The organism is Cupriavidus basilensis, from assembly GCF_008801925.2.
GTDB lineage: Bacteria > Pseudomonadota > Gammaproteobacteria > Burkholderiales > Burkholderiaceae > Cupriavidus > Cupriavidus basilensis.
In genome coordinates this window covers 2,940,579-2,964,681 of sequence record NZ_CP062804.1, presented here as the reverse complement: position 1 = coordinate 2,964,681, position 24,103 = coordinate 2,940,579, and the positions used below count along the sequence as shown (strand labels likewise).

Here is a 24,103-nt window from a genome sequence, read left to right as displayed (position 1 = left end):
CATCATGGCCGGCATCGGACACATCGATACCCCCGGGAGCGAAGCTTCCGGGCAGGAGTTCCTGGTTTTCACGCTGGGAAGCGAAGAGTATGGCATCGACATTCTCAAGGTGCAGGAGATCCGCGGCTACGACGCGGTGACCCGCCTGGCGAATGCGCCTGACTTCATCAAGGGCGTAACCAATCTGCGCGGCGTGATCGTGCCGATCGTGGACCTGCGCCTGAAGTTCCGCCTGGGCAACGTGCGCTACGACCACCAGACCGTGGTCATCATCCTCAATATCGCCGGCCGTGTGGTTGGCATCGTGGTGGATGGCGTATCGGACGTGCTGACGCTGACCGGCGAAGCCATCAAGCCGGCCCCGGAGTTCGGCGTCTCGGTCTCCAACGATCACCTGACCGGCCTTGGCACTGTCGACGGCCGCATGCTGATCCTGATCGACATCGAGAAGCTGATGACCAGTGCCGAAATGGAACTGGTCGAAGCCGAACTCGCCTGATCCCGCGCGGATCCGCCTGAGTTCACCAGAGCAAGCCCCAGTAAGACCACGGCCCAAAGCCCTCGCAACACATGACGCAGCCTCGCCCAACCGCCTTTGCCGCCGGCCCGCAATCAGCGCAGCCCGCTTCCCTGCGGCGCGACGAGCCGCGTGACTTCCTGCTGACCGAGCGGGACTTCGAGAAGATCCGCGCGATGATTCATCGCCGCGCGGGCATCTCGCTTGGCAGCCACAAGCGAGAGATGGTGTACAGCCGGCTGGCGCGACGGCTGCGCACGCTGCAGCTGGTCGATTTCGGCACTTACCTGGCGATGCTGGATGCCGACGACGGCTCGGACGAGTGGGAGTTTTTTACCAACGCGCTCACCACCAACCTGACGTCATTCTTCCGCGAAGCCCATCACTTCCCCTTGCTGGCGGAGCACGCCAAGAAGACCGGCCGGCCCTACTCGGTATGGTGTTCGGCCGCGTCCACCGGCGAGGAACCCTACTCGATCGCCATCACGCTGGCCGAGGCGCTCGGCGAGCGCGCCGCCACGGTGCTGGCAACCGATATCGACACCCAGGTGCTGGCCAAGGCCCGCTCCGGTGTCTACACGGCCGAGCAGGTGAACAAGCTCTCGCCGGAGCGGCTCAAGCGCTTCTTCCTCAAGGGCACCGGCCAGCGCGCCGGCGCGGTCAAGGTCAAGCCAGAACTGGCGGGCACCATCAGTTTCGAGCCGCTCAACCTGCTGGCGCCGGACTGGGGTATTCGCGAGAAGTTCGACGCGATCTTCTGCCGCAACGTGATGATCTATTTCGACAAGCCTACCCAGGGCAAGATCCTGGAGCGTTTCGTGCCGCTGCTCAAGCCGCACGGGCTGTTGTTCGCGGGCCACTCCGAGAATTTCTCCTACGTGACGCGCGCCTTCCAGTTGCGCGGGCAGACTGTCTACGAACTGGCGCCGCAGTCGGCCCGGCTGGGAGGATCGTGATGCGCACGCCCCAATTGCCCGAGGCAATCGCCACCCGCAGCTACTTTGACCGCGAATTCGGCAAGCAAGCCATCAAGTTGCTGCCCAACGAGTATTACGTGACCCGCGAGGACGTGGTGCTGACCACGGTGCTCGGCTCGTGTGTAGCGGCATGCATCCGCGACGAGACGGCCGGGGTAGGGGGCATGAATCACTTCATGCTGCCGGACGACGATGGCGCGGGTGCGGACCGGCTGCTCAGCGCATCGATGCGCTACGGCTCCTACGCGCTGGAAGTGCTGATCAACGAATTGCTGAAGATGGGCGCGCGCCGTGAGCGGCTCGAAGCCAAGGTGTTCGGCGGCGGTGCGGTGCTGGCCAACATGACCACGCTCAATATCGGCGATCGCAACGCCGAGTTCGTGCTCCGGTACCTGAAGGCCGAGGAGATCCGCGTGGCCGCCCAGGACCTGCGCGGCCCGCACGCGCGCCGCGTCAGCTATTTCCCGCTTACCGGGCTGGCGCTGGTGCGCCGGCTTACCCGGCAGGACGACCAGGTGGTGGTCGAGCGCAACGAACGCGCGCTGGCACGCGCCATTGCCAGCTCCGCGACGACGCCGGCAAAAGGCGGCGCGGAGCTGTTTTCGCGGCGCGTGCCATCGGCTGCCGTTTCCTGATACGACAAGGATTTTTTCGAGACATGACTGCGGCCAAGATCAAGGTATTGTGCGTGGATGACTCCGCGCTGATACGCAGCCTGATGACGGAGATCATCAACAGCCAGAGCGATATGGAGGTGGTTGGTACCGCCCCTGATCCGCTGGTGGCGCGTGACCTGATCAAGCGCCTGAATCCGGATGTGCTTACGCTGGACGTGGAAATGCCGCGCATGGACGGGCTGGATTTCCTGGAGCGGCTGATGCGCCTGCGCCCGATGCCGGTGCTGATGGTGTCGTCGCTGACCGAGCGCGGCTCGGAAATCACGATGCGCGCGCTGGAGCTCGGCGCGGTGGATTTCGTCACCAAGCCCAAGCTCGGCATCCGCGACGGCCTGATGGATTACACCGACACCATCGCCGACAAGATCCGCGCCGCGTCGCGCGCGCGCATCCGCAGCAAGGCACCCGCCAGCGGCGAAGCGGCAGCGCCGGCTACCCCGATGCTGCGCAGCCCGTTGCTGTCCACGGAAAAGCTGATCATCGTCGGGGCGTCCACCGGCGGCACCGAGGCCATCAAGGACTTCCTGATGCCGATGCCGCCGGATTGCCCCGCCGTGCTGATCGTCCAGCATATGCCGGCCGGCTTCACGCGTTCGTTCGCGCAGCGCCTGGACGGCCTGTGCCGGATCACGGTCAAGGAAGCGGAGCACGGCGAGCGCGTGCTGCCCGGCTACGCCTACATTGCCCCGGGCGACTCGCACCTGCTGCTTGCGCGCAGTGGGGCCAACTATGTGGCCCACCTGTCGCAGGAGCCGGCGGTCAACCGCCACCGGCCGTCGGTCGAGGTGCTGTTCGACTCCGCGGCCAAGCATGCGGGCAAGAACGCCATCGGCGTGATGCTGACGGGTATGGGCAAGGACGGGGCGCAAGGCATGCTGCGCATGCGCGAGGCCGGCGCCTATAACCTGGCGCAGGACGAAAGCAGCTGCATCGTATTCGGCATGCCCAAGGAGGCGATTGCCGCCGGCGGGGTGCATGAGGTAGTACCGCTGCACGCGATGAGCCAGCGCGTGATGGCACGCCTGGCCACCTTCGGGGCACGCGCGCAGCGAGTTTGACAGGGCACAAGCGCCGGCCCGGCAGTATGCCGGCCGGGATGGCGCAAGTATCACAGCAACTTTCCACAACTGTATTGGAGCCGTTAGAGTGGACAAGAACATGAAGATCCTGGTGGTCGATGACTTCCCCACCATGCGTCGCATCATCCGCAACCTGCTTAAGGAACTGGGCTTTGCCAACGTCGAGGAAGCCGAAGACGGCGCCGCGGGCCTGGAGAAAGTCAAGGACGGCAGCTTCCAGTTCGTCATTTCCGACTGGAACATGCCGAACATGGACGGCCTGAGCATGCTGCAGGCGATTCGCGCCGAAGGCCCGCTGGCCAAGCTGCCGGTGCTGATGGTGACGGCAGAGGCCAAGAAGGAGAACATCATCGCCGCGGCACAGGCCGGCGCGAACGGCTATGTGGTCAAGCCGTTCACGGCAGCGACGCTCGACGAGAAAATTACCAAGATCTTCGAGAAACTGGCGAAGGAAGGGGCATAAGGTGGGCGACATGTCGACGACTCCGACTCTCAGCAACGAATCTGCCGAGCAGCTGTTCCAGCGCATTGGTGCCTTGACGCGGATGCTGCGCGACAATATGCGCGAATTGGGGCTCGACAAGGAAATCGAGCGTGCCGCACAGGCCATCCCCGATGCGCGCGACCGGCTCAGCTATATCGCCTCCATGACCGAGCAGGCTGCCGAGCGCACGCTGAACGCGGTGGAACTGGCGCAGCCGATCCAGTCCGGCATGGAGAAGCAGGCCGAGGCGCTCGACAAGCGCTGGGAAGCCTGGTTCGAAACGCCGGTGGAGCTGGGTGACGCGCGCGAGCTCGTGCTCGACACCCGCGCCTTCCTGACCGACGTGCCGCAGCAGGCCCGCGCCACCGGCAGCCACCTGCTCGACATCATGATGGCGCAGGACTTCCAGGACCTGACCGGCCAGGTCATCAAGAAGATGATGGACATGATCCACTCCCTGGAGCAGGAACTGCTGCAGGTGCTGATCGACAATGTCCCGGCCGATCGCCGCGTGGAAGCGCCGGCTACGTTGATGAATGGGCCGCAGGTCAACCCCGAAGGCAAGGCCGACGTGGTCTCCGACCAGTCGCAGGTCGACGACCTGCTCGCCAGCCTGGGCTTCTGATCGCCAGGCATGGCCCGTGGCGCCGCTAGCGGCGCCGCGCCATCCCGCGTGCACTCATTCCGCGGAGTGCACTGCCGGAGCGCCCTCGCCGCCAAGGCGAGGGCTGCGCATCGCGCATGCCGGCCCTCCCCCGCGCGCCGCGCGCAAGCGGCGCCATCGCGCAAACAGCGCCAGAATCCCAGTCCTATTCCGGCTAATGCCCGCCGGTCTGCGCTCCGATAATCGATCCTGACGAACGGCCGCATGCCGCTTCGTAACGGAGCGGCCATGTCCGAAGAAAGCGATCTCGAGAAAACCGAACCCGCCTCAGCGCGGCGCCTGGAAAAGGCGCGCGAAGAGGGGCAGGTCGTGCGTTCGCGCGAGCTCGCCACGCTGATCATGCTGATGAGCGGCGTAGTGGGCCTGTGGACGCTGGGCGGCACGCTTGCCAGCAAGCTCGATGCCGTGTTGCACGCCAGCCTGGCCTTCGAGCCGGCGATTGCCTTCGACACCACGCGCATGATGTCGCGCTTTGGCATCGCGGTCTGGGAGGGCCTGCTGGCCTTCCTGCCGCTGTTGCTGTTCTTTGGCGCGGCAGCGCTGGCCGGCCCCATGCTGCTGGGCGGCTGGATGTTCTCCGCGAAGTCTTTCGCCCCGGATTTCTCCCGCCTCTCGCCGCTCAAGGGGCTGGGCAGGTTGTTCTCCTCACAGTCGCTGGTGGAGCTGGCCAAGGCCATTGCCAAGGCGCTGCTGGTTGGCAGCGTGGCTGGCTGGGTGCTGTGGCGGCGGCTGCCAGAGGCCATCGCGCTGATGAGCGCGCCGATCCACGAAGCGCTGCTGCACATGCTGGAGATGGTGCTGAGCTGCTCGGCGATGGTGGCGGGTTCGCTGGTGCTGGTAGCGGCGCTCGACGTGCCCTGGCAGTACTGGACCTTCTACAAGAAGCTGCGCATGACCAAGGAAGAGGTCAAGCAGGAGCACAAGGACAGCGAAGGCGACCCGCACATCAAGGGGCGCATCCGCCAGCAGCAGCGTGCCATGGCCAAGCGCCGCATGATGTCGGAAGTGCCGAAGGCGGATGTGGTGGTCACCAACCCCACCCACTTCGCCGTGGCGCTGCGCTACGAAGAAGGCCGCATGAGCGCGCCGCGCGTGGTCGCCAAGGGCAGTGACGCGATTGCCGCGCGCATTCGCGAGATTGCCGTCGAGAACGGCGTGCCGTTGCTGTCCGCGCCGCCGCTGGCGCGCGCGCTGCATCGTCACGTAGAGCTGGGCAGGGAAATCCCTGCCGGCCTGTACACCTCCGTGGCCGAAGTCCTGGCCTGGGTCTATCAACTGAAGCACTGGCACCACAGCAGCGGCCCGCATCCGGCGGCACCCTCCGATCTGCTGGTGCCGGACGAGTTAGCCGTACCGGAAAGCCAAGCATGAACGCATTGACCTCGCTGTTCAAACTGCCGGGGGGCCAGACAGGCGGGCAGATGAAGGCCCTGGCCGGCCCGCTGCTGATCATCATGATCCTCGGCATGATGATCCTGCCGCTGCCGCCCTTTATCCTGGATCTGCTGTTCACGTTCAACATCGCCCTGTCCATCATGGTGCTGCTGGTGGGCATGTACACGCAGAAGGCGCTGGACTTCGCTGCCTTCCCGGCGGTGCTGCTGTTCACCACGCTGCTGCGCCTGTCGCTTAATGTGGCCTCGACCCGGGTCGTGCTGATGGAAGGGCACACCGGGCCGGATGCCGCGGGCAAGGTGATCGAGGCCTTCGGCCACTTCCTGGTCGGCGGCAACTTTGCGGTGGGCATCGTGGTGTTCGCGATCCTGGTGGTGATCAACTTCATGGTCATCACCAAGGGCGCGGGGCGTATCGCCGAAGTTGGCGCGCGCTTCATGCTCGACGCCATGCCCGGCAAGCAGATGGCGATCGACGCCGACCTCAACGCTGGCCTGATCAATGAAGAAGGCGCCAAGAAGCGCCGCGCCGAGGTCTCGCAGGAATCGGACTTCTACGGCGCGATGGACGGTGCCAGCAAGTTCGTGCGCGGCGATGCCGTGGCGGGTCTGATGATCATGTTCATCAACGTCGGCGCCGGCATGGTGGTGGGCATGGTGCAGCATGACCTGGACTTCGCCACCGCGGTGCGCAACTACACGCTGCTGACCATCGGCGATGGCCTGGTCGCGCAGATCCCGGCGCTGGTGATTTCCACCGCCGCGGGTGTGATCGTTTCGCGGGTCTCCAACGAGCAGGACGTGGGCCAGCAGCTGACCGGCCAGCTGTTCTCCAATCCGCGCGTGCTCTACCTGACCGGCGCCATCATTGGCATGATGGGCATCATCCCGGGCATGCCGCACGTCGCCTTCCTGGCCTTTGCTGGTGCGCTGGTGTGGTTCGGCCGCTATGTGGCACGCCGCGACGTGGCGCAGGCGCAGGAAAAGAAGCGCGAGGAACGTGCTCCCGCGGTGGCGCCGGAATCGACCGAAGCCAGCTGGGACGATGTCACGCTGGTCGATCCGCTCGGCATGGAAGTGGGCTATCGCCTGATCCCGCTGGTGGACCGCGCGCAGAACGGCGAGCTCCTCGGGCGCATCAAGAGCATCCGCAAGAAGGTGGCGCAGGAGATCGGCTTCCTGGTGCCGGTGGTGCATATCCGCGACAACCTGGAGCTCAAGCCCAACGCCTACCGCATCACGCTCAAGGGCGTGGAGATCGGCCGCGGCGAAGCTGCGCCCGGGCAGTGGATGGCGATCAACCCCGGCCAGGTGTCCGGCGCGCTGCCGGGCACGCCCAGCCAGGACCCGGCCTTCGGCCTGCCCGCGGTGTGGATCGAAAGCGGCCTCAAGGAGCAGGCGCAGACCTACGGCTACACCGTGGTGGACGCAAGCACGGTAGTGGCCACTCACCTCAACCACCTGATACACATGCACGCGGCTGAACTGCTTGGCCGCCAGGAAGTGCAGGCTCTGCTCGACCGCATCGCCAAGGAATCGCCCAAGCTCACCGAAGACCTGGTTCCCAAGGTCATCACGCTCACCGCGCTGCAGAAGATCCTGCAGAACCTGCTGGACGAAAGCGTACCGATCCGCGACATGCGCACCGTGCTGGACGTGGTGGCCGAGCACGCGCCGAAGGTCAGCGATCCCAACGAGCTCACCGCGCTGGTGCGCGTGGCGCTTGGCCGTGCCATTACCCAGCAGTGGTTCCCCAACGGCGCCGACCTCCAGGTCATCGGCCTGGACGCTGGCTTGGAGCGCGTGCTGTCGCAAGCGCTCACTAACGGCGGCGGCATCGAGCCGGGCCTGGCCGATGCGCTGCTGCAGCAGACGCAAGCCGCGGTGACCAGGCAAGAACATCTGGGGCTGGATCCGGTGCTGCTGGTGCCGCATCCGCTGCGCCCGTTGCTGGCGCGCTTCCTGCGCCGGACCATGCCGCAACTCAAGGTGCTCTCGCATGCCGAGGTGCCGGACAACCGAAATATCAGGATCACCGCCATGATCGGTGGCACAGCGTGAGGGGTTTCGCAAAATGAGCGTAGCTAAATTCGTGGCGGCCAATGGCCGCGAGGCTTTGCGCCAGGTGCGCGAGGCGATGGGACCGGACGCGGTGGTGCTGTCCAACCGCATCGTTGAAGGTGGCGTGGAGATTGTCGCGATGCGCGATACCGATCTCGGCGCCATCTCCAGCAACGCGCCGGTGTTCACGCCGCCGCCGGCTGCCGCGGTCGCTGTCGACGGCGCCCTTGGCGACCTGCGCGGCGAACTGCAGACCATGCGCGCCATGATGGAGCGCCAGTTCTCCGGCGTGGGCACGCACAGCCTGCCGTCGATAGGCGGAGACCCGTTGCGCGATTCGCTGTTTACCTGGTTAGTGACCGCTGGCTTTTCCGGGCAGCTCGCCCGTTCGCTGCTGGGTCACTTGCCGCTGGGCCATGACCGGCCTGCCGCCATGACCTGGATCCGCCAGGAGCTCGCCCGCAAGGTGCCGGTGCTGAACGACGAAGATGCGCTCTTCGCTCAGGGTGGCGTGCTGGCGCTGGTCGGTCCCACCGGCGTTGGCAAGACCACCACCACCGCCAAGCTGGCCGCGCGCTTCGTGCTCAAGCACGGCCCGGAACGCCTGGCGCTCCTGACCACCGACACGTTCCGGATTGGCGCGCACGAGCAATTGCGCATCTACGGCGACATCCTTGGCGTGCCCGTGCATGCGGTCAAGGACGCGGCCGACCTGCGCTTTGCGCTGGCGGCGCTGACCGAGAAGCACCTGGTGATCATCGACACCGTGGGCATGAGCCAGCGCGACCGCAACCTGTCCGAGCAGATTGCCATGCTGGCCGGCGTGCAGGCGCCGGTGCAGCGCATCCTGCTGCTCAACGGCGCCAGCCACGGCGACACGCTCAACGAAGTCGTCCACGCCTACCGCCACGATGCCACGCCCGACGGCGGCATCGACGGCTGCATCGTCAGCAAGCTGGACGAGGCCACGCACCTGGGCTCCGTGCTCGACGTGGTGATCCGCCACCGCCTGCCAGTGTACTACGCCTCCACGGGCCAGCGCGTGCCCGAGCACCTTGAGCTCGCCAACGGCGCGGCCCTGGTCGAGCGTGCCTTCCAGACGCCGCGCCGCGGCTCGGTGTTTGCCGACGCGGAAGCCGCGCGCCGCGCCATGCCCGCGCAGGACGATAGCGAAGCCACGCGCGCGGCCAGCCCCGGCGGTGCCGACGGCATGCTGCGCACGCTGACCGACAGCGCCAACGCGGTGGGTGACTGCGTGGAGCAACTGAATGCTGGCAGCTATAGCTTCGAGCTGGTCCGCTCGCAGTGGCAGCAACGCAATGAGAGCGCACCCTCGCCGCGCCTGATGGCGCAGCAAGTGCGCGAGGCCGCCTGCCGCGACCTCACCCGCCATTGCGACCGCTTCGTGCTGTCGCTGAGCGCCACGGTGGCCACACCCGTGGCGGGACGGCGCGCGCCGCGCCCCTGGCAACACACGCTGTTCCTGGCGGACCGCGACGGCCTGCCGCTGGCGGCCGCCGCCGCGCCCGCCGGCCGTACCGGCCCGGCGCTGCAAGGCGGCCAGGGCGGATGGGAGGCCGATGCCGCCACGCTGTGCGCCGCCATCGCTGCCGCCCGTACCGTGGTCAACGTACTCGACGCCATGCCTGCCGCCCCCATGCTGGCACGCTGGCAGCAAGCAGGTGAGCGCTGGCTGGCCACCGCGCGCAAGACTACCCGGGTGGCCAGTGGCGGTAACGCCGTCAAGCTCGATGCACTGGCCGAGACGCTGACCTTCCACGCCGTGCAAGACATGGACTACCGCGGCCGCGATGCTGTGCAGTGGATCGCGCAAAGCCCGGTACGCGTGCTCGAGGGCCAGGCGCGCGGCGCCCGCGCTGGGGCCGAGGGCGGCATCGAGGCAGGCTTGCTGGTGTCGCGCGTGGTAGACCGCGAGAACGGCCAGACGCTCGCCGTGCATTACCTGCTGTGCGACCCGGCGCTGTCGGCCGAGGGCGCGCAACTGGCCCGCTGGGCCCGTTGGGCCGAAGCCGGCGAAGCGCAACTGCGCACGCTACGCCATGCACTGGAGCACCTGGGCCAAGGTGACGGTGGCAATGAACCCGCACAGGCTGAAGCGCAGGCCTGCGCCCGCTTGCTCGCGCTGCAGATGGGCGTGGCCGCGCTGCGCCTCGAGCAGGCCAGCGACGATTCAGTCGGCGCATTCCTGGCGCGACTGACCGGCCGCGCGCCGGCTCGCCAGGCTTGCGGCGCCGCCGTGCTGGTCGAAGGCATCGGCCGCCTGCTGGCCTTGCTCGACGTGCTGGAAAACTATCCGGCCCGTGGCGGCCGCGCCGCGCAGCCCGTTGTTCAGGAAGCCCCGCCGGAGACGTTCCAGCTGGGCGGCGCCGGCGGCTTGCTCGAGGCGCGCATGAGCGCAAGCCGCGTGTTCGAGACGCTGGCACAGGGAGAATAAGCCGTGAATTCACTCGCATCCGACCAGGCGGAAAGCCTGCGGCGCATGCTGGCGCCCCGCGCCACGCGCCGCATTGCCGTGGTCGCAAGCGATGCCGGTGCCGGCGCCACCACGGTGGCACTGGGGCTGGCCAACGCCCTTGCCCTGCAAGGTGAACGTGTACTGCTCGTCGATGAGGACCGCTTCGGCGCCCGCGCCACGCGGCTTGCCGGCGCCATGCCGGAAGGCACCCTGGCCGCGGTGCTGGGCGGCGCAGTGACGCTCGATGCCGCGCTCGGCAAGCGTCCCGCCGGCACCATCGCCGTGCTGCCGGGCAGCCCCCAGGCCAATGGCGACCTGCAGTTGCTCAAGTCGTTTCGCACCGTGCTCAGCGACGCCCGCAGCGATGCGGATGGCGGCTTGTCGCAAATGGCTGGCGCGGCGCACAACCTCGTTGTGGTGCTGCGCGCCGAGCCGGCCTCGATCAAGGCCGCATACGCCTGCATCAAGCAGCTCAATCACCTTTACGCCTGCCGGCGTTTCCACCTGGTGATCAATGCCGCTGCCGGGGACGCCGCAGCCAGTGCGGTGCTGGGCAACCTGGCCCGTACCGCCAGCCAGTACCTTGGCGTTGAGGCCAGCCCCGCGGGCAGCCTGCCGCACGATCCGCTGGTCGAGCGTAGTACCACATTGGGCCGTTGCGTGGTCGAGGCCTTCCCGGCCGCGCCCGCCACTGCCGCATTACGCCGAATTGCCACGGGCATTGCCAGCTGGCCAATGTCCACCGATCCCCGTTCAACCCTGTCGGCGCCGATGGCGCCGACGGCCACGGCCCTGGCTTAAGCGCCGGGACCTGCAAGCTAGGACTCACGAGAATTCCACCATGTATACGATTCAGGGAAAGCTCGAACAGACTGATACCGTGACGGCGCATGCGTCGCTGGTGCGTCGCATCGCTTTGCAACTGGCGGCCAAGCTGCCGGCCAGCGTGCAGCTCGATGACTTGATCCAGGCCGGCATGATTGGCCTGCTCGACGCCGCCAAGCGCTATGAAGACACTCACGGTGCGCGTTTCGAGACCTACGCCAGCCAGCGCATTCGCGGCGCCATGCTCGACGAGGTGCGCGCCAACGACTGGCAGTCGCGCAGCCTGCGCCAGTTCACGCGGCGGATCGAGCGCACCGTGCGCGGCCTGGAACAAACGCTGGGCCGTGCGCCGCTCGATTCCGAAGTGGCGCAGGAGCTGGAGCTGCCGCTGGACGAATACCAGACGCTGCTCAACGAGGTCTATGGCTGCCAGTTGCTGCACTATGAAGACTTCGAGCGCTCCGGCGAGGAAGACTTCCTGGACCGGCACCTGAGCGTGAGCGATGACGGCAACCCCCTCACTGTGCTGATGGAGAGCGGGATGCGCGAAGCGCTGATCCGCGCCATCGAGCGTCTGCCTGAGCGGGAGAAGCTGGTGCTGTCGCTGTGCTATGACCAGGAGCTGAACCTGCGGGAAATCGGCGCGGTGCTGGAAGTCACCGAGTCGCGCGTGTGCCAGATCCGTAGCCAGGCGATTACACGGCTGCGTTCGCAGTTGCGCGGATTGCTATGAGCGGCTGGTGCCAGCGAGTTTCCGCTGCCGTGATCGCCGCGGCTTGCTGTGCGGCCTGGGCCGCGCCCGGCGGTACGACCTTGCATTCCTGGACGGCGTCGGTGAGCGGACCGGCGCTGCATGGCAAAGGACTGCGCATCGTCTCCGCGCCCATGACGCCTTCGGGCTATTTGCCGCAGGCGGAGGGCACGATTACTACCGTGCGGTGGCGCTACAGCTTTGCGAGTACGCCGCCGAACGGGTTGCAGGCCTATCTGTGCAATGCGCAGAGATGCATGCTGTTGCCGGGGGCCGAAGGGCTGACCGAGGCGTTTGGCGGCGACGATGCGGCCAAGGGCTTTGTATTTGCGTTTCAGGTGCCTGGGCGGGGCGCGTTGACGCCGGTGTTGTTCGGACAGTCGAACCAGGTGACGGTCAGTTTCAGGTGATGCGTTCGCCAGGCCCCTGACTACCGCACGGGCAGGGATTGGGGGATCCCCAGGACTGTTGCTGCGCCTGTCGAAGCCTGCCTCGCGAGGCACGCTGTCCGCCAGATAAGTGGGGTTGTGGCTGACATCGAGCCAGCCCGGAATCCATGGCGGCGGGAGTAAAGCCGGTGTGATTCATCCGCCAAGTCTGGCCGGATTTCATGTGGCCGCCGCGGGCAGCCACATTTGCAAAGCATCGATTTCAACCGTTGGCCAGGCTGACGCCCTGCGGGCCGGTCTGAGTACGTCCATCGCGCCCATACACCGTGGCTGTGTCGCCGCGCTGGCGCAGGACCTGGATGGCTTCGTCGGTATAACCGCGCAGTGCATCCACCACCGCTGCGTTGAGTTCATTGCCGTCGCGCGCCGTGCGCGCCGCGAGCAACAGGGACCGCCATGCCGTCTCAGTGCCAGGGTCAATGTGCCGGCCGACCAGTTGCCCGCCTGCGGCAACGCGGATCCCGAGTGCACCCATCTGCGCTTCACGCGCGGTAGTGAGCGCGCCGAGCAAGCCAGCCAGTTCGACTTTGCGATCGAGCGCCGCGGCAAGGGCGTGGTAGTCGCCCGTCTTGAGCAGCTTTCTTTCCTCGCCGAGCACGGCGGAGAATTCCCGCACCAACTCGGTTTCCCGGCTCAGGTTCTGAATCAGGGACTGGCTCATGGTTGTTGCCTATCGTCTGTGGTCTGTGGCTGGCCTTGCGGCCCGGTTATCGCTGGCGGCGGCCGGAAGGCAGTCCGTCACCAGCCGGCTACGCCCCGCCGTTCAGTTCGCGAAGCGACGCGAGCAGCCCGTCGGCGATCTTGCTGGGGTCAATCTTGATGCGGCCTTCGGTGATTGCCTGGCGGATCTCGTCGACCTTGGCGGTATCGATGTCATCGTCCTGGTCCTGGACCAGGCGCGAGCCGATGTCGCGCACTTGGGCAGCCAGGGGGCTCATGCGCACGTCGGTCGTGACCGGTGCTGCGGCCGCTTGGGGAGCACCGGCGGCTGTACGGACAGCGCCGTCGGTGGCATCGGTCGGCCTCGACGAGGTGGTCTGATTGATCTTCACGGTGATTCCTTGCTGGGTTCCTTCGGCTTATCGGATGATTCCTGCAAAACTTTAGGAAGAATAAGTCTGGCGTTCGGCCTGGCATTGTCTCACGAGCCGCATGGCCGCCCCGGTCCGGGGCGCGCCGTGCAGCGGCCTCGCCACATGCGGATCTCGCCTGCCGTCCCCATCCTGCCCATCCTGCCTACTGTTGCAGCACCACCGTATCACCGCTGCGCACCAGCGCACTGACCACCTGTCCGCTCTTGAGCCTTACCTGCACGTTGCTGCCCACCGAGGCATCGGCCATTACCTTGCCTTCGCTGCTGAGCTGGAAGGAATCGCCTTCTACCATCACCGTCACATTCTGCCCTTGCCGCACCGCGATCGCCTTCTTCAACAGGTCCGTTCGGATTGGCGAACCCGCCGCGATGCGGTTGGCCGCGACCGCGCCGTTGATCTGGGCCGGATCCGTCACCACAGCGCGCGGCAGGGTGGACAGGTCGCCCTGGCGTACCTCAAGTGCGGAAGCATCGATCGATTCGCCGGGCATGAGTGCGCGCGCGGCCACATAGTAGTCGGCTACCACGGACACGCGGGCTTGCACATAGCGGGTCCACGGGCGTTCACCTGCGCAACGCACACCCACCGACACGCGGCCCCAAGGTGAACCTCCCGGGGGCAGGAAGGGTTCGGGGGAGGGGCAATCCGGCGCCCGGCCGCCTGAGGGCGGCACGACCTGGATACTTGCCTTGCCGGGCAGCCCGGCCGTCTGTTGTGCAAGGAACTGCTCGACCGCTACCCGCACCGGGTCTTCGGGAAAGGGCGTGGGCTGCGCCGCCCGGGCGCCGCCGGCCAGCATGCCGCCGGCAGCAAGCGCGCAAAGCAGGGCGCGTGCGGCAGCGGCCCGGAAACGAGAATTCATGTGGGCATCCAGCAAGGAAGCTACGCGGCACGCGCCGTGAACGCGCGAGCCAAGTGTGTGAGAACGGACCCCATTGTAGGCAAGCACGCGTTCCCGTTCGGGGCGAAATGCGCGGGTTTCCATGTTCTATTCATGCGATTGGCATGATGGCAACGACCCTAAGATGGCACACCTGAAGAAGGTTGACCTCCGTTGTTCTCCCCTTCCAGCGAGACACAGACATGATTGACAGACTCGACGCGGCATTGCGCTTCCAGCAGGAAGCACTGAGCTTGCGGACCCAGCGGCAATCGGTGATTGCCTCCAATATCGCGCACGCCGACACCCCGGGCTACAAGGCACGTGACTTCGATTTTTCCAGCACGTTGGCGCAGACCGTGGAACGCGGCAAGCAGGCCGAGGGGGTGACGCTGTCGACCACGTCAGTGCGCCACCTGCCGGGCCAGGCGCCTTCCGCCGATAGCCAGGATCTCGCCTATCGCATTCCGATGCAGTCGAGCATGGATGGCAATACCGTGGAAATGGACACCGAGCGCATCGCTTTTGCCGACAACGCGGTCCACTTCGAATCCGGTCTCACCATCATGAGTGCAAAGATCAAGACCATGCTGTCGGCCATCCAGCAATGAGCACACCATGTCAGCACTGAATATCTTTGAAGTTGCCGGCTCGGCCATGGCTGCGCAGTCACAGCGCATGAACGTGACGGCCTCCAACCTGGCCAACGCCGACAGCGCGGTGACGCCGAACGGCCAGCCCTACCGTGCAAAACAAGTCATATTCGGACTTGCGCCCACGCCGGGCCAGAGCGATGTCGGCGGTGTGCAGGTGGAGGGCGTGGTGGAAGACTCATCGCCGCCGCGCATGGTCTACAACCCCACTCATCCGCTTGCTAACGCAAACGGCTATGTAACGATGCCCAACGTCAACCCGGTGGAGGAGATGGTCAACATGATCTCGGCCTCGCGCTCCTACCAGGCCAACGTGGAAGTGCTGAACACCGCCAAGAACATGATGCTCAAGACGCTGACCATCGGTCAGTAACCCGGGATACGAAAATGACTACGACTTCTTCTGTCAATAACAACACCACCACAGCAGGGATCACCAATGCCCTGCAGGGTGGCAGTGCCAGCGCGTCCGACCTGCAGAACAGCTTCCTGACGATGCTGGTGACGCAGATGAACAACCAGGATCCGCTCAACCCCATGGATAACTCGCAACTGACCTCGCAGCTCGCGCAGATCAGCCAGGTGAGCTCCATGCAGACCATGAACACCACGCTGAACTCGCTGCTGAGCCAGGTCAGCGCAGGGCGCGCGATGGATTCGGCGGCGCTGATCGGCCGCACGGTGATGGTGCCGGGCAGCAGCGTGAGCGTTGCGAGCGGCGTCCCCTCGAAGATCGGCATCGATCTGCCTTCGGCCGCGGATTCCGTGTCCGTGAGCGTGCTCGACCAGTCTGGCAACACCGTACGCACGATCAACCTGCAAGGCCAGGCTGCCGGCGTGCAGGACGTCACCTGGGACGGCAAGAACGATGCCGGTGCCACGGTGGCGGATGGCACTTACACCTTCAAGGTGGCGGCTACCGCCAATGGCACGGACGTCAAGCCCGTGGCCCTGGTCTACGGCGCGGTGCAGAGCGTTAGCGGCGATTCGACCGGGGTGCTGGTGGGGCTGGCTAGCGGCACCACGGCGAACGTCAATGACGTTCGCCGCATCCTTTAATCAGCCGGGCTGACGCAAGGCCCGCCGGCTTTTCACGAACTAAAGGTAACAAGGGGAAATCATGGGTTTCGGTCAAGGGGTAAGCGGCATTAACGCCGCAGCCGCCAATCTGGATGTGATTGGCAACAATATCGCCAACGCCAACACCGTTGGCTACAAGCAGTCGACCGCGCAGTTCGCCGATGTCTACGCCGGGACCAAGATTGGCCTGGGTACCAGCGTGAACTCGGTGGTGCAGTCGTTCAGCCAGGGGAACATCGAGTCGAGCGGCAGTTCGCTCGACGTGGCGATTACCAATGGCATGGGCTTCTACCGCATGGTCAGCTCCGACGGCTCTGTTTTCTACTCGCGCAATGGCCAGTTCCAGAAGCAGGCTGACGGCAAGCTGACCAACGCGCAGGGCTTGCAGCTGACAGGCTACCCGGCAGGCGTGGCCGGCGGTGGCGGCGTGAAGCCGCAGCCGCTGGTGATCTCGAATGCCCAGATGCAGCCCAAGGCGACCTCCACGACCAGCGCGCAGTTCAACCTGAACTCGGGCAGCACCGTGCCGGCCACCGCCTTCGTGAGCACCCCAGCTGCTCTGCCAACGCAGAGCATGTTCAACTACAGCACCGGCATCACGGTCTACGACTCGCTGGGCAATGCGCAGCAGCTGACCGCCTACTTCAGCAAGCAGGCTGCCGGCCCCGGCACCGCCGCCGGCGGCTCCGACTGGCAGATGAATATTACCGACGCGGCCGGCAACCTGGTTAGCGGCCCTGCCGGCGCGCCTGCCCCTATCGCCCTGCAATTCAGCTCGAGCGGCCTGCTGACTTCGCCGACCCCCGCCGCGCTGGCCAGCTTCACCCTGCCAGCGGCCAATGGCGCGGCGGCATTGACCTCCACGATCGACCTGTCTGGCACCACGCAGTTTGGCGCCGACAACGATACCAAGTCCCTGACCCAGAACGGCTACACGTCGGGCAGCCTGCTGGGCTTCGCGATGCAACCGGACGGCACCATCCTCGGCAGCTACTCGAACCAGCAGACGCAGAGCCTGGGCCAGGTCGTGCTGGCTGGCTTCGGCAACGTGCAGGGCCTGCAGCCCCAGGGCAACAACGTATGGTCCGCGACCGGGTCGTCGGGCCAGGAGCTGATTGCCACACCCGGTGGCAGCCTCGGCCAGCTCAAGTCGAACGCGGTGGAAGACTCCAACGTGGACCTGTCGGGCCAGCTGGTCAACCTGATCGTGGCGCAGCGCAACTACCAGGCCAACGCGCAGACCATCAAGGCGCAGGATACGGTCATGCAGACCCTGGTCAACCTGTGACCGGCGCCGCCGGCACGATGAGCTGCAACTGAGAGCCCGCCATGGACCGCATGATCTACACCGCCCTGTCGGGCGCCAAGCAGACACTCGACCAGCAGGCCGCGGTGTCAAACAATCTGGCCAACGCTTCCACGCCGGCCTTCCGCGCGCAGATCAATCTGTTTCGCGCGGTGCCGGTGGTGGGGCAGGAGTCGCCTACGCGTGCGTTCGCGCTGGCGTCCACGCCAGGTGCGGACTTCAAGGCGGGCCCGCTGACCTATACCGAGCGCCCGCTCGATGTGGCGATGCAGGGCAACGGCTGGCTTGCGGTGCAGGCGCGCGATGGCTCCGAGGCCTATACGCGCGCAGGCTCGCTCCAGCTCTCGGCCGACGGCCAGTTGCAGACCTCGACCGGCCTGCCAGTGATGGGTGACGGCGGGCCGATCAGCGTGCCGCCGGGCTCCAGCGTGACCATCGGCAGCGATGGCACCATCACTGCGCGCGGGCCGGGCGAGGCTGCGGCCGGCATGGCGCAGGTCGGCAAGCTCAAGCTGGTGAACCCGACGCCCGAGTCCATTGCCCGCGGCGACGACGGACTCTTCCACCCGCGCGAGGGGGTGCAGCCCCTACAGGCAGACACCACCATGCGGGTTGTCTCCGGCGCGCTCGAAGGCAGCAACGTGAACCCGGTGGAGTCCATGGTGGACATGATCGCCAATGCCCGCCGCTTCGAGATGCAGATGAAGATGATCCAGGGCGCCGATACCAATGACCAGCGCGCCAATTCGCTGCTGTCGACCAACTGAACCTGATTTGATGTGCCGCCGCGTTTAGCGGTGGCCTTGCAAGGACAACCATGATCCGCTCACTCTGGATTGCCAAGACCGGCCTCGATGCGCAGCAGACGCAGATGGACGTGATCTCGAACAACCTGGCCAACGTTTCCACCAATGGCTTCAAGCGCAGCCGCGCCGTGTTCGAGGAACTGATGTACCAGACCGTGCGCCAGCCGGGCGCGCTGTCGTCCGACCAGACCACCCTGCCATCGGGCATGCAGCTAGGCACGGGCGTGCGCCCGGTGGCGACCGAGCGTCTGCATATCCAGGGCAATCTGCAGCAGACCGGCAACGCCAAGGATGTGGCCATCAACGGGCAGGGCTTCTTCCAGGTGACGATGCCGGACGGCACCACCGCCTACACCCGTGACGGTTCCTTCCAGACGGACCAGAACGGCCAGCTGGTGACGTCCAGTGGCTTCGTGATCCAGCCCGCGATCACGATCCCGGCCAACTCCACTTCGCTGACGGTTGGGCGTGATGGCACGGTCTCCGTGACCCAGCCCGGCTCCAGCACCAATGTGCAGGTTGGCCAGTTGCAACTGGCGACGTTCATGAATCCGACCGGGCTGGAGAGCATGGGTGAGAACCTGTACGCGCAGACGGATGCGTCGGGCGCGCCTAACACCACCGTGCCGGGACTGAACGGCTCCGGCACGCTGCAGCAGAACTACGTTGAAACGTCGAACGTCAATGTGGTGGAAGAGCTGGTCAGCATGATCCAGACGCAACGTGCCTACGAAATCAACAGCAAGGCGGTGCAGACCTCCGACCAGATGCTGCAGCGCCTGACCCAGCTCGGCGGATGATCATGGTTGCCTCGCTGACTCGCCTGGGCGCGTTCGCCCTGTGCTGCCTCGTGACCGGCTGTGCCTTGGCGCCGCGCGAGCCGCTGGTCCAGCTCCCGACCACCGCGCGTGCCGAACCGCGCGCGCTAGGGCGGGCCAGCGGTTCCATCTACCAGTCCTCGTACGCAGGCAACCCGCTGTTCGAAGACCGCCGGCCACGCAATGTGGGCGACATCCTCACTATCGTGATCAGCGAGAATGTCAACGCCAGCAAGAACTCCGGCACCAATGCCTCCCGCACCTCGAACAGCGCGCTCGCATTCGATGCCGTGCCGAAGGCACTGGGCGGCCTGTTCAGCAGCAGCCAGAACGCCACCATGAGCGGCGCCAATGGCCTCAAGGCCAGCGGCGGCGCAACTGCCGCCAATACCTTCAACGGCACCATCACCGTGACCGTCCTGGAAGTGCTGGCCAACGGCAACCTGGTGGTGTCGGGCGAGAAGCAGCTGGCGATCAACCAGGGAGCCGAATTCATCCGCTTCTCCGGCGTTGTCAACCCGCGCACGATCACCGGGGACAACGGCGTGTCCTCCACGCAGGTGGCCGACGCCCGCATCGAATACACCGCCAAGGGCTATATCGACGAGACGCAGAACATGGGTTGGCTACAGCGTTTCTTCCTCAATGTCTCACCGTACTGATCGCAATATGTTCCAGTCCTCGCTTCCCGTCTTGCGCTGCCGCTTTGTCCGCGCCTTTATCCTTGCGCTGACGCTGGGCGTGCTGGCGGGCGCGGCCCATGCGGAACGGCTGAAGAACCTGGCCAGCTTCCAGGGCGTGCGGGACAACCCCCTGGTGGGCTACGGCCTCGTGGTCGGGCTGGACAATACCGGCGACCAGACCATGCAGACGCCGTTCACCACGCAGAGCCTGACCAATATGCTGTCGCAGCTGGGGGTCACGCTGCCCGCCGGCAAGAACATGCAGCTCAAGAACGTTGCCGCGGTGATGGTCACCGCCACCTTGCCGCCGTTCGCCCAGCCCGGCAGCCCGCTCGACGTGGTGGTGTCGTCGATGGGCAATGCAAAGAGCCTGCGCGGCGGCACCTTGCTGATGACGCCGCTCAAGGGTGCGGACGGCCAGGTCTATGCGCTGGCGCAGGGCAATATGCTGGTGGGGGGCGCGGGGGCGTCGGCCAACGGCAGCAAGGTGCAGGTGAACCAGCTGGCGGTGGGGCGCATTGCCAACGGCGCCATCGTCGAGCGCGCGGTTCCGTCGTTCCAGCCCGAAGGTGGCGTGCTGAATATCGAACTGCGCGATACCGACTATGGCACCGCGGAGCGGGTGGTCGAGGCCATCAACCGCAATATGGGTGGTGGTGTGGCCAGCGCGCTCGATGGCCGCGTGGTGCAGGTGCGCGCCCCGGCTGCGCCGAGCGCGCGGGTGGGCTTCATGGCGCGCCTGGAGAATATCGATGTCACACGCGCCAAGGCGGCCGCCAAGGTCATCCTCAATGCGCGTACCGGCTCCATCGTGATGAACCAGGCCGTCACCGTCGATGACTGTGCCATTGCGCACGGCAATCTTTCGGTGGTCATCAACACCCAGCCGGTGATCAGCCAGCCAGCTCCCTTCAGTGGCGGCCAGACCGTGGTGGCGCCCGTGTCGCAGATCAACATGAAGCAGGAAGGCGGCGCATTGCAGATGGTCAAGGCCGGCGCGTCGCTGGCGGCGGTGGTCAAGGGCCTGAATGCCCTCGGCGCCACCCCGGCCGACCTGCAGACCATCCTGGAAGCCATGCGCGCGGCCGGGGCGCTGCGGGCTGAACTGGAGATCATCTGATCATGTCCTCCAGTCAAATGGCGGCTCAGGCCGATCTGTCGCAACGCTTCGCGCTCGACACCCAGGGCTTCGAGGCGCTCAAGCAGAACGCGCGCACGGGCGCCAGCGATAGCACGTTGCGCACCGCCGCGCGCCAGTTCGAAGCGGTGTTCACGCAGATGATGCTCAAGAGCATGCGCGACGCGACGCCGCAGGACGGCATGTTCGACAACGAGCAGACCAAGCTGTACATGTCCATGATGGACCAGCAGTTGTCACAGCAGCTGTCGTCGCGTGGCATAGGGCTGGCCGACGTCATGATGCGCCAGCTCGCGCGCGCCAACGGCAGCGGGCTTCCGCCCGAACTGGCCGGCGGCGCGGGTTCGGCCGCGGGCAAGGCCGCCGCCGGACTGCAGGCCGGCATGGACGAAGCCGCGCCCGGACTGGCACGCGTGCTCGATATGCGCAACGGCGACGCGGATACGCCGCGCGTCGGTAGCGTGGTGGCCGGCGCGAACTGGAACCCGACCGCGGGCCTGCGCCAGTACCAGGCGCAAGATGCCGGTGCCTGGCAGGGCGGCAACGGCGCTTTGCCGGAGGATACGCCGGCCCATATCAGCGCTTTCATCTCGCGCATGGCGGGGCCGGCGCAGTCCGCGGCTCGCGCCACCGGCGTTCCCGCGCGGCTGATCCTGGGCCAGGCGGCGCTCGAATCCGGCTGGGGCCGGCGCGAGATTACCAATCCGGACGGCAGCACCACATTCAACGTTTTCGGCATCAAGGCCGGGCCAGGCTGGAAAGGCCAGGTCGCCGAAGTCACCACCACCGAATACGTCGACGGCCAGCCACAGAAGGTGCGCGCGCGCTTTCGTGCCTATGGCTCCTATGACGAAGCCTTCGCCGACTACGGCCGGCTGCTGAGCAACAACCCGCGCTATGCCCCGGTCCTGGCGGCAGCGACGCCGGACGAAGCGGCGCGCGGCCTTCAGCGCGCGGGCTATGCCACGGATCCCGCCTACGGCGAGAAGCTGGTGCGCATCATGCGCAAGGTACCCGTCTGAGCCCATTGCGGTAACGCGCCCGGAGCGGCGCGGGATGGCGCGGGATGGCGCAGGATGGTGCGAGAAGGGGGGGCGAACGGGCGAAAAGAGCCGAACGCCGGGCCGTGTCTGCGCGGCTCCTTGGCAATACCGGCGTGGCCAGCCGGGAAGACGTTGGCCAGTACGAAAAACGCTCGGCAGCGCACTAAAGTCTTGTTGCAAATCTGCCGTTATCTACCTCATTCACCGCCGTCGAGTCCGGCAGCGGCGAACCGGCATCGGCAGGCTTCGTACAGCCAGATGCGCGGTTCGCCAGGCCTGGTCCGCGGCAGCTAACAGTTGCGGGGTTCGAGCATGTCTCTCTTCTCTATCGGTCTTTCTGGTCTGAACACGGCGCAGAACGCGCTGACGACCGTTGGTCACAATATCAGCAACGCCGCCACAGCGGGTTATTCGCGGCAGAACACGCTGATTGCGTCGGCGGGCGGCCAGCTTGGCGCCGGTGGCTACTATGGCCAGGGCTCGAACGCCACCTCGGTGGTGCGTGTCTATAGCGACTTTCTGAACACGCAGCTGCGCAATGCCCAGGGCGCCAGCGCGCAACTGTCGAGCTACTCCGACCAGATCAGCCAGATCGACAATCTGCTGGCCGACCAGAAGGGTGGCCTCGCGCCGGTGATGCAGAGCTTCTTCTCCGCGGTGCAAGGTGTGTCCAATACCCCGGCAGATCCGTCCGCACGGCAGGCACTGCTGAACGCGGGTCAGACACTGACCGGTCAGATGCGCTCGGTCAACAACTACTTCCAGCAACTGCAACAGGGCGTCAACAGCCAGCTGCAGACCTCGGTGACCCAGGTCAACACCTACGCGCAGCAACTCGCCCAGCTCAACAGCCAGATCACCCAGGCTACAGCCGCGTCGGGTGGCTTGCCGCCCAATGACCTGCTCGACCAGCGCGACCAGGTGGCATCCCAGCTGACCCAGTTGATTGGCGCGAAGGTCGTGGTGCAGGACGGCGGCATCTACAACGTGACGATCGGCAACGGCCAGGCGCTGGTGATGGGCAGCAATGCCTTCGCCCTGAAGGCGGTGCCGTCGGCGGCAGACCCCTCCAGCACGTCAATCGCCTACACCCTGGCCAACGGCAATACTGTCGAGATGCCCGACAGCACGATCACGGGCGGCTCTGTCGGCGGCCTTCTGCAATATCGATCGCAGACGCTCGACAGCGCGCAGAACGCGATCGGCCGCCTGTCGCTGGCAATCGGCCAGGCGTACAACACGCAGCAAGGCCTTGGGGTTGACCTGACCGGCCAGATTGGCGGCAATATGTTCAAGCTTGGCGCTCCGGTTGCGATCGCCAACACCAACAATACCGGCGCTGCGCAGGTGACGGCGTCCATCAGCAATACCGCGACCCTGACCACCAGCGACTACACGCTGAGCTACGACGGTACCAACTACAATCTCGTGCGCGCGTCGGACAACAAGACGGTAGCGACCGCGCCGGGCGCCGCTGCCACCTACCCGATGACACTGTCCGCGGATGGCCTGAACATCCAGGTCAGTGCGCCGATGGCGGCCAACGACTCCTTCCAGATCCAGCCGACCCGCAATGTGGCGGCCTCGATGGATATGGCGGTCACCGATCCGGCCAAGATCGCCGCTGCCGGCCCGATGCTCACCACCGCGACGGCGGCCAATGCCGGGACCGGCACGGCCAAGGTCACCAACGTGGCAAGCGGCTTCAGCATGCCGGCTTCGGCGATTACCGCGACGTACAACGGCGCCGGTTACACGTTCATCGATACCAGCGGCAACCCGGTGGTGCCGACCGCCTCCGCCCCGAATCCCAGCGGTAGCGGTACCGACTACACCTTCAATGGCATCACTGTCACCCTGGCCGGCGCCCCGAAGGCCGGCGACTCCTTCACACTGACGCCGAATCTGGCGGGCGTGTCGGACAACAGCAACGCGCTGGCCATGGCGAAGCTGCAGACCACCAAGACCATCGGCGGCATCTCCAACTTCAACGACGCCTATTCGCAACTGGTCAATGACGTAGGCAGCAAGGCCCAGTCGATTAGCATCGCGTCGACGTCCCAGGACGCCATCACCACCCAGGCCACGAGCGCGCAGCAAGCCGTTTCCGGGGTGAATATGGACGAGGAGACCGTTTCGATGCTGCGTTTTCAGCAACTCTACCAGGCCAATGCCCGGGTCCTTCAGACCGCATCGACGCTGTTTGACGCCATCATCGGCCTCAACTGAACGAACTGACTGAACTGAC

Annotated in this window: 25 protein-coding genes; 22 read left to right on the top strand and 3 right to left on the bottom strand. The window is 65.9% G+C overall.

The annotated features are described in order from the left end of the window. Window positions 1-4 precede the first annotated feature (4 nt). The 12 genes from cheW (at window position 5) to F7R26_RS34055 (ending at window position 12,315) form a co-directional block, all read left to right on the top strand. A complete protein-coding gene (gene cheW, locus F7R26_RS34110) occupies window positions 5-499 on the top strand; it encodes a chemotaxis protein CheW (protein ID WP_006162638.1) in 495 nt (164 codons plus the stop codon). 71 nt (window positions 500-570) lie between these two features. Beyond that, window positions 571-1,473 carry a CheR family methyltransferase gene (locus F7R26_RS34105; RefSeq protein ID WP_150992423.1) on the top strand — a complete coding sequence of 301 codons (903 nt, stop codon included), beginning with the start codon at window positions 571-573 and terminating at the stop codon, window positions 1,471-1,473. Next, entirely contained in the window at window positions 1,473-2,129 is a 657-nt protein-coding gene (gene cheD, locus F7R26_RS34100; RefSeq protein ID WP_150992425.1) for a chemoreceptor glutamine deamidase CheD, read from the top strand. The genes F7R26_RS34105 and cheD overlap by 1 nt, the downstream gene beginning before the upstream one ends. A gap of 23 nt (window positions 2,130-2,152) precedes the next feature. Beyond that, window positions 2,153-3,229 (top strand): protein-glutamate methylesterase/protein-glutamine glutaminase, encoded by a 1,077-nt coding sequence (locus tag F7R26_RS34095; protein ID WP_150992427.1) that lies wholly within the window; start codon window positions 2,153-2,155, stop codon window positions 3,227-3,229. A gap of 88 nt (window positions 3,230-3,317) precedes the next feature. Next, window positions 3,318-3,713, top strand: coding sequence for a chemotaxis response regulator CheY (gene cheY, locus F7R26_RS34090; protein WP_043357014.1), 396 nt, complete (start codon window positions 3,318-3,320; stop codon window positions 3,711-3,713). 10 nt (window positions 3,714-3,723) lie between these two features. Then, entirely contained in the window at window positions 3,724-4,359 is a 636-nt protein-coding gene (gene cheZ / locus F7R26_RS34085; protein ID WP_150992429.1) for a protein phosphatase CheZ, read from the top strand. Window positions 4,360-4,626: 267 nt separating this feature from the next. Further along, entirely contained in the window at window positions 4,627-5,769 is a 1,143-nt protein-coding gene (gene flhB, locus F7R26_RS34080; RefSeq protein WP_043357012.1) for a flagellar biosynthesis protein FlhB, read from the top strand. Continuing rightward, window positions 5,766-7,853 carry a flagellar biosynthesis protein FlhA gene (flhA, locus tag F7R26_RS34075; protein WP_150992431.1) on the top strand — a complete coding sequence of 696 codons (2,088 nt, stop codon included), beginning with the start codon at window positions 5,766-5,768 and terminating at the stop codon, window positions 7,851-7,853. Before flhB ends, flhA begins: the two co-directional genes overlap by 4 nt. A 13-nt stretch (window positions 7,854-7,866) precedes the next feature. After that, on the top strand, window positions 7,867-10,308 hold the full coding sequence (gene flhF / locus F7R26_RS34070; RefSeq protein WP_150992433.1) for a flagellar biosynthesis protein FlhF: 2,442 nt from the start codon (window positions 7,867-7,869) through the stop codon (window positions 10,306-10,308). Between the two features lie 3 nt (window positions 10,309-10,311). After that, window positions 10,312-11,130, top strand: coding sequence for a MinD/ParA family ATP-binding protein (locus tag F7R26_RS34065; RefSeq protein WP_193692208.1), 819 nt, complete (start codon window positions 10,312-10,314; stop codon window positions 11,128-11,130). A 40-nt stretch (window positions 11,131-11,170) separates the two neighbouring features. Further along, the gene (locus tag F7R26_RS34060) at window positions 11,171-11,887 is read left to right on the top strand and encodes an RNA polymerase sigma factor FliA (protein WP_006162649.1); all 717 of its coding nucleotides are present in this window, start codon (window positions 11,171-11,173) and stop codon (window positions 11,885-11,887) included. Beyond that, the gene (locus F7R26_RS34055; protein WP_150992435.1) at window positions 11,884-12,315 is read left to right on the top strand and encodes a flagellar protein FlhE; all 432 of its coding nucleotides are present in this window, start codon (window positions 11,884-11,886) and stop codon (window positions 12,313-12,315) included. Before F7R26_RS34060 ends, F7R26_RS34055 begins: the two co-directional genes overlap by 4 nt. Window positions 12,316-12,556: 241 nt before the next feature. Here F7R26_RS34055 and F7R26_RS34050 read toward each other — a convergent pair whose 3' ends face one another. From F7R26_RS34050 to flgA, 3 genes are all read right to left on the bottom strand, one after another. Beyond that, on the bottom strand, window positions 12,557-13,015 hold the full coding sequence (locus tag F7R26_RS34050; protein ID WP_150992437.1) for a flagella synthesis protein FlgN: 459 nt from the start codon (window positions 13,013-13,015) through the stop codon (window positions 12,557-12,559). An 88-nt stretch (window positions 13,016-13,103) separates the two neighbouring features. After that, window positions 13,104-13,406, bottom strand: a complete 303-nt coding sequence (flgM, locus tag F7R26_RS34045; RefSeq protein ID WP_150992439.1) for a flagellar biosynthesis anti-sigma factor FlgM — start codon at window positions 13,404-13,406, stop codon at window positions 13,104-13,106. Between the two features lie 184 nt (window positions 13,407-13,590). Next, a complete protein-coding gene (gene flgA, locus F7R26_RS34040; RefSeq protein ID WP_150992441.1) occupies window positions 13,591-14,310 on the bottom strand; it encodes a flagellar basal body P-ring formation chaperone FlgA in 720 nt (239 codons plus the stop codon). Between the two features lie 221 nt (window positions 14,311-14,531). Here flgA and flgB point away from each other — a divergent pair, with 221 nt between their 5' ends. The 10 genes from flgB (at window position 14,532) to flgK (ending at window position 24,084) form a co-directional block, all read left to right on the top strand. Next, entirely contained in the window at window positions 14,532-14,939 is a 408-nt protein-coding gene (gene flgB / locus F7R26_RS34035) for a flagellar basal body rod protein FlgB (protein WP_150992443.1), read from the top strand. A gap of 7 nt (window positions 14,940-14,946) precedes the next feature. Further along, complete coding sequence (flgC, locus tag F7R26_RS34030; protein WP_150992445.1) at window positions 14,947-15,354, top strand: flagellar basal body rod protein FlgC; 408 nt, start codon at window positions 14,947-14,949, stop codon at window positions 15,352-15,354. 14 nt (window positions 15,355-15,368) lie between these two features. Continuing rightward, a complete protein-coding gene (locus tag F7R26_RS34025) occupies window positions 15,369-16,040 on the top strand; it encodes a flagellar hook assembly protein FlgD (protein ID WP_150992447.1) in 672 nt (223 codons plus the stop codon). A gap of 61 nt (window positions 16,041-16,101) precedes the next feature. Continuing rightward, window positions 16,102-17,349, top strand: a complete 1,248-nt coding sequence (gene flgE / locus F7R26_RS34020) for a flagellar hook protein FlgE (protein ID WP_150992449.1) — start codon at window positions 16,102-16,104, stop codon at window positions 17,347-17,349. Window positions 17,350-17,390: 41 nt separating this feature from the next. Next, window positions 17,391-18,134 carry a flagellar basal-body rod protein FlgF gene (gene flgF / locus F7R26_RS34015; protein ID WP_150992451.1) on the top strand — a complete coding sequence of 248 codons (744 nt, stop codon included), beginning with the start codon at window positions 17,391-17,393 and terminating at the stop codon, window positions 18,132-18,134. 50 nt (window positions 18,135-18,184) lie between these two features. Next, entirely contained in the window at window positions 18,185-18,973 is a 789-nt protein-coding gene (flgG, locus tag F7R26_RS34010) for a flagellar basal-body rod protein FlgG (protein ID WP_150992453.1), read from the top strand. Next, entirely contained in the window at window positions 18,970-19,653 is a 684-nt protein-coding gene (flgH, locus tag F7R26_RS34005) for a flagellar basal body L-ring protein FlgH (protein WP_150992455.1), read from the top strand. Before flgG ends, flgH begins: the two co-directional genes overlap by 4 nt. 7 nt (window positions 19,654-19,660) lie before the next feature. Continuing rightward, window positions 19,661-20,794, top strand: a complete 1,134-nt coding sequence (locus tag F7R26_RS34000) for a flagellar basal body P-ring protein FlgI (protein WP_150992458.1) — start codon at window positions 19,661-19,663, stop codon at window positions 20,792-20,794. Between the two features lie 2 nt (window positions 20,795-20,796). Further along, window positions 20,797-21,834: a flagellar assembly peptidoglycan hydrolase FlgJ gene (gene flgJ, locus F7R26_RS33995; protein WP_150992460.1), complete on the top strand. Its 1,038-nt coding sequence runs from the start codon at window positions 20,797-20,799 to the stop codon at window positions 21,832-21,834. Window positions 21,835-22,167: 333 nt separating this feature from the next. Beyond that, complete coding sequence (gene flgK, locus F7R26_RS33990) at window positions 22,168-24,084, top strand: flagellar hook-associated protein FlgK (protein WP_150992462.1); 1,917 nt, start codon at window positions 22,168-22,170, stop codon at window positions 24,082-24,084. The last annotated feature ends 19 nt before the right edge of the window (window positions 24,085-24,103 follow it).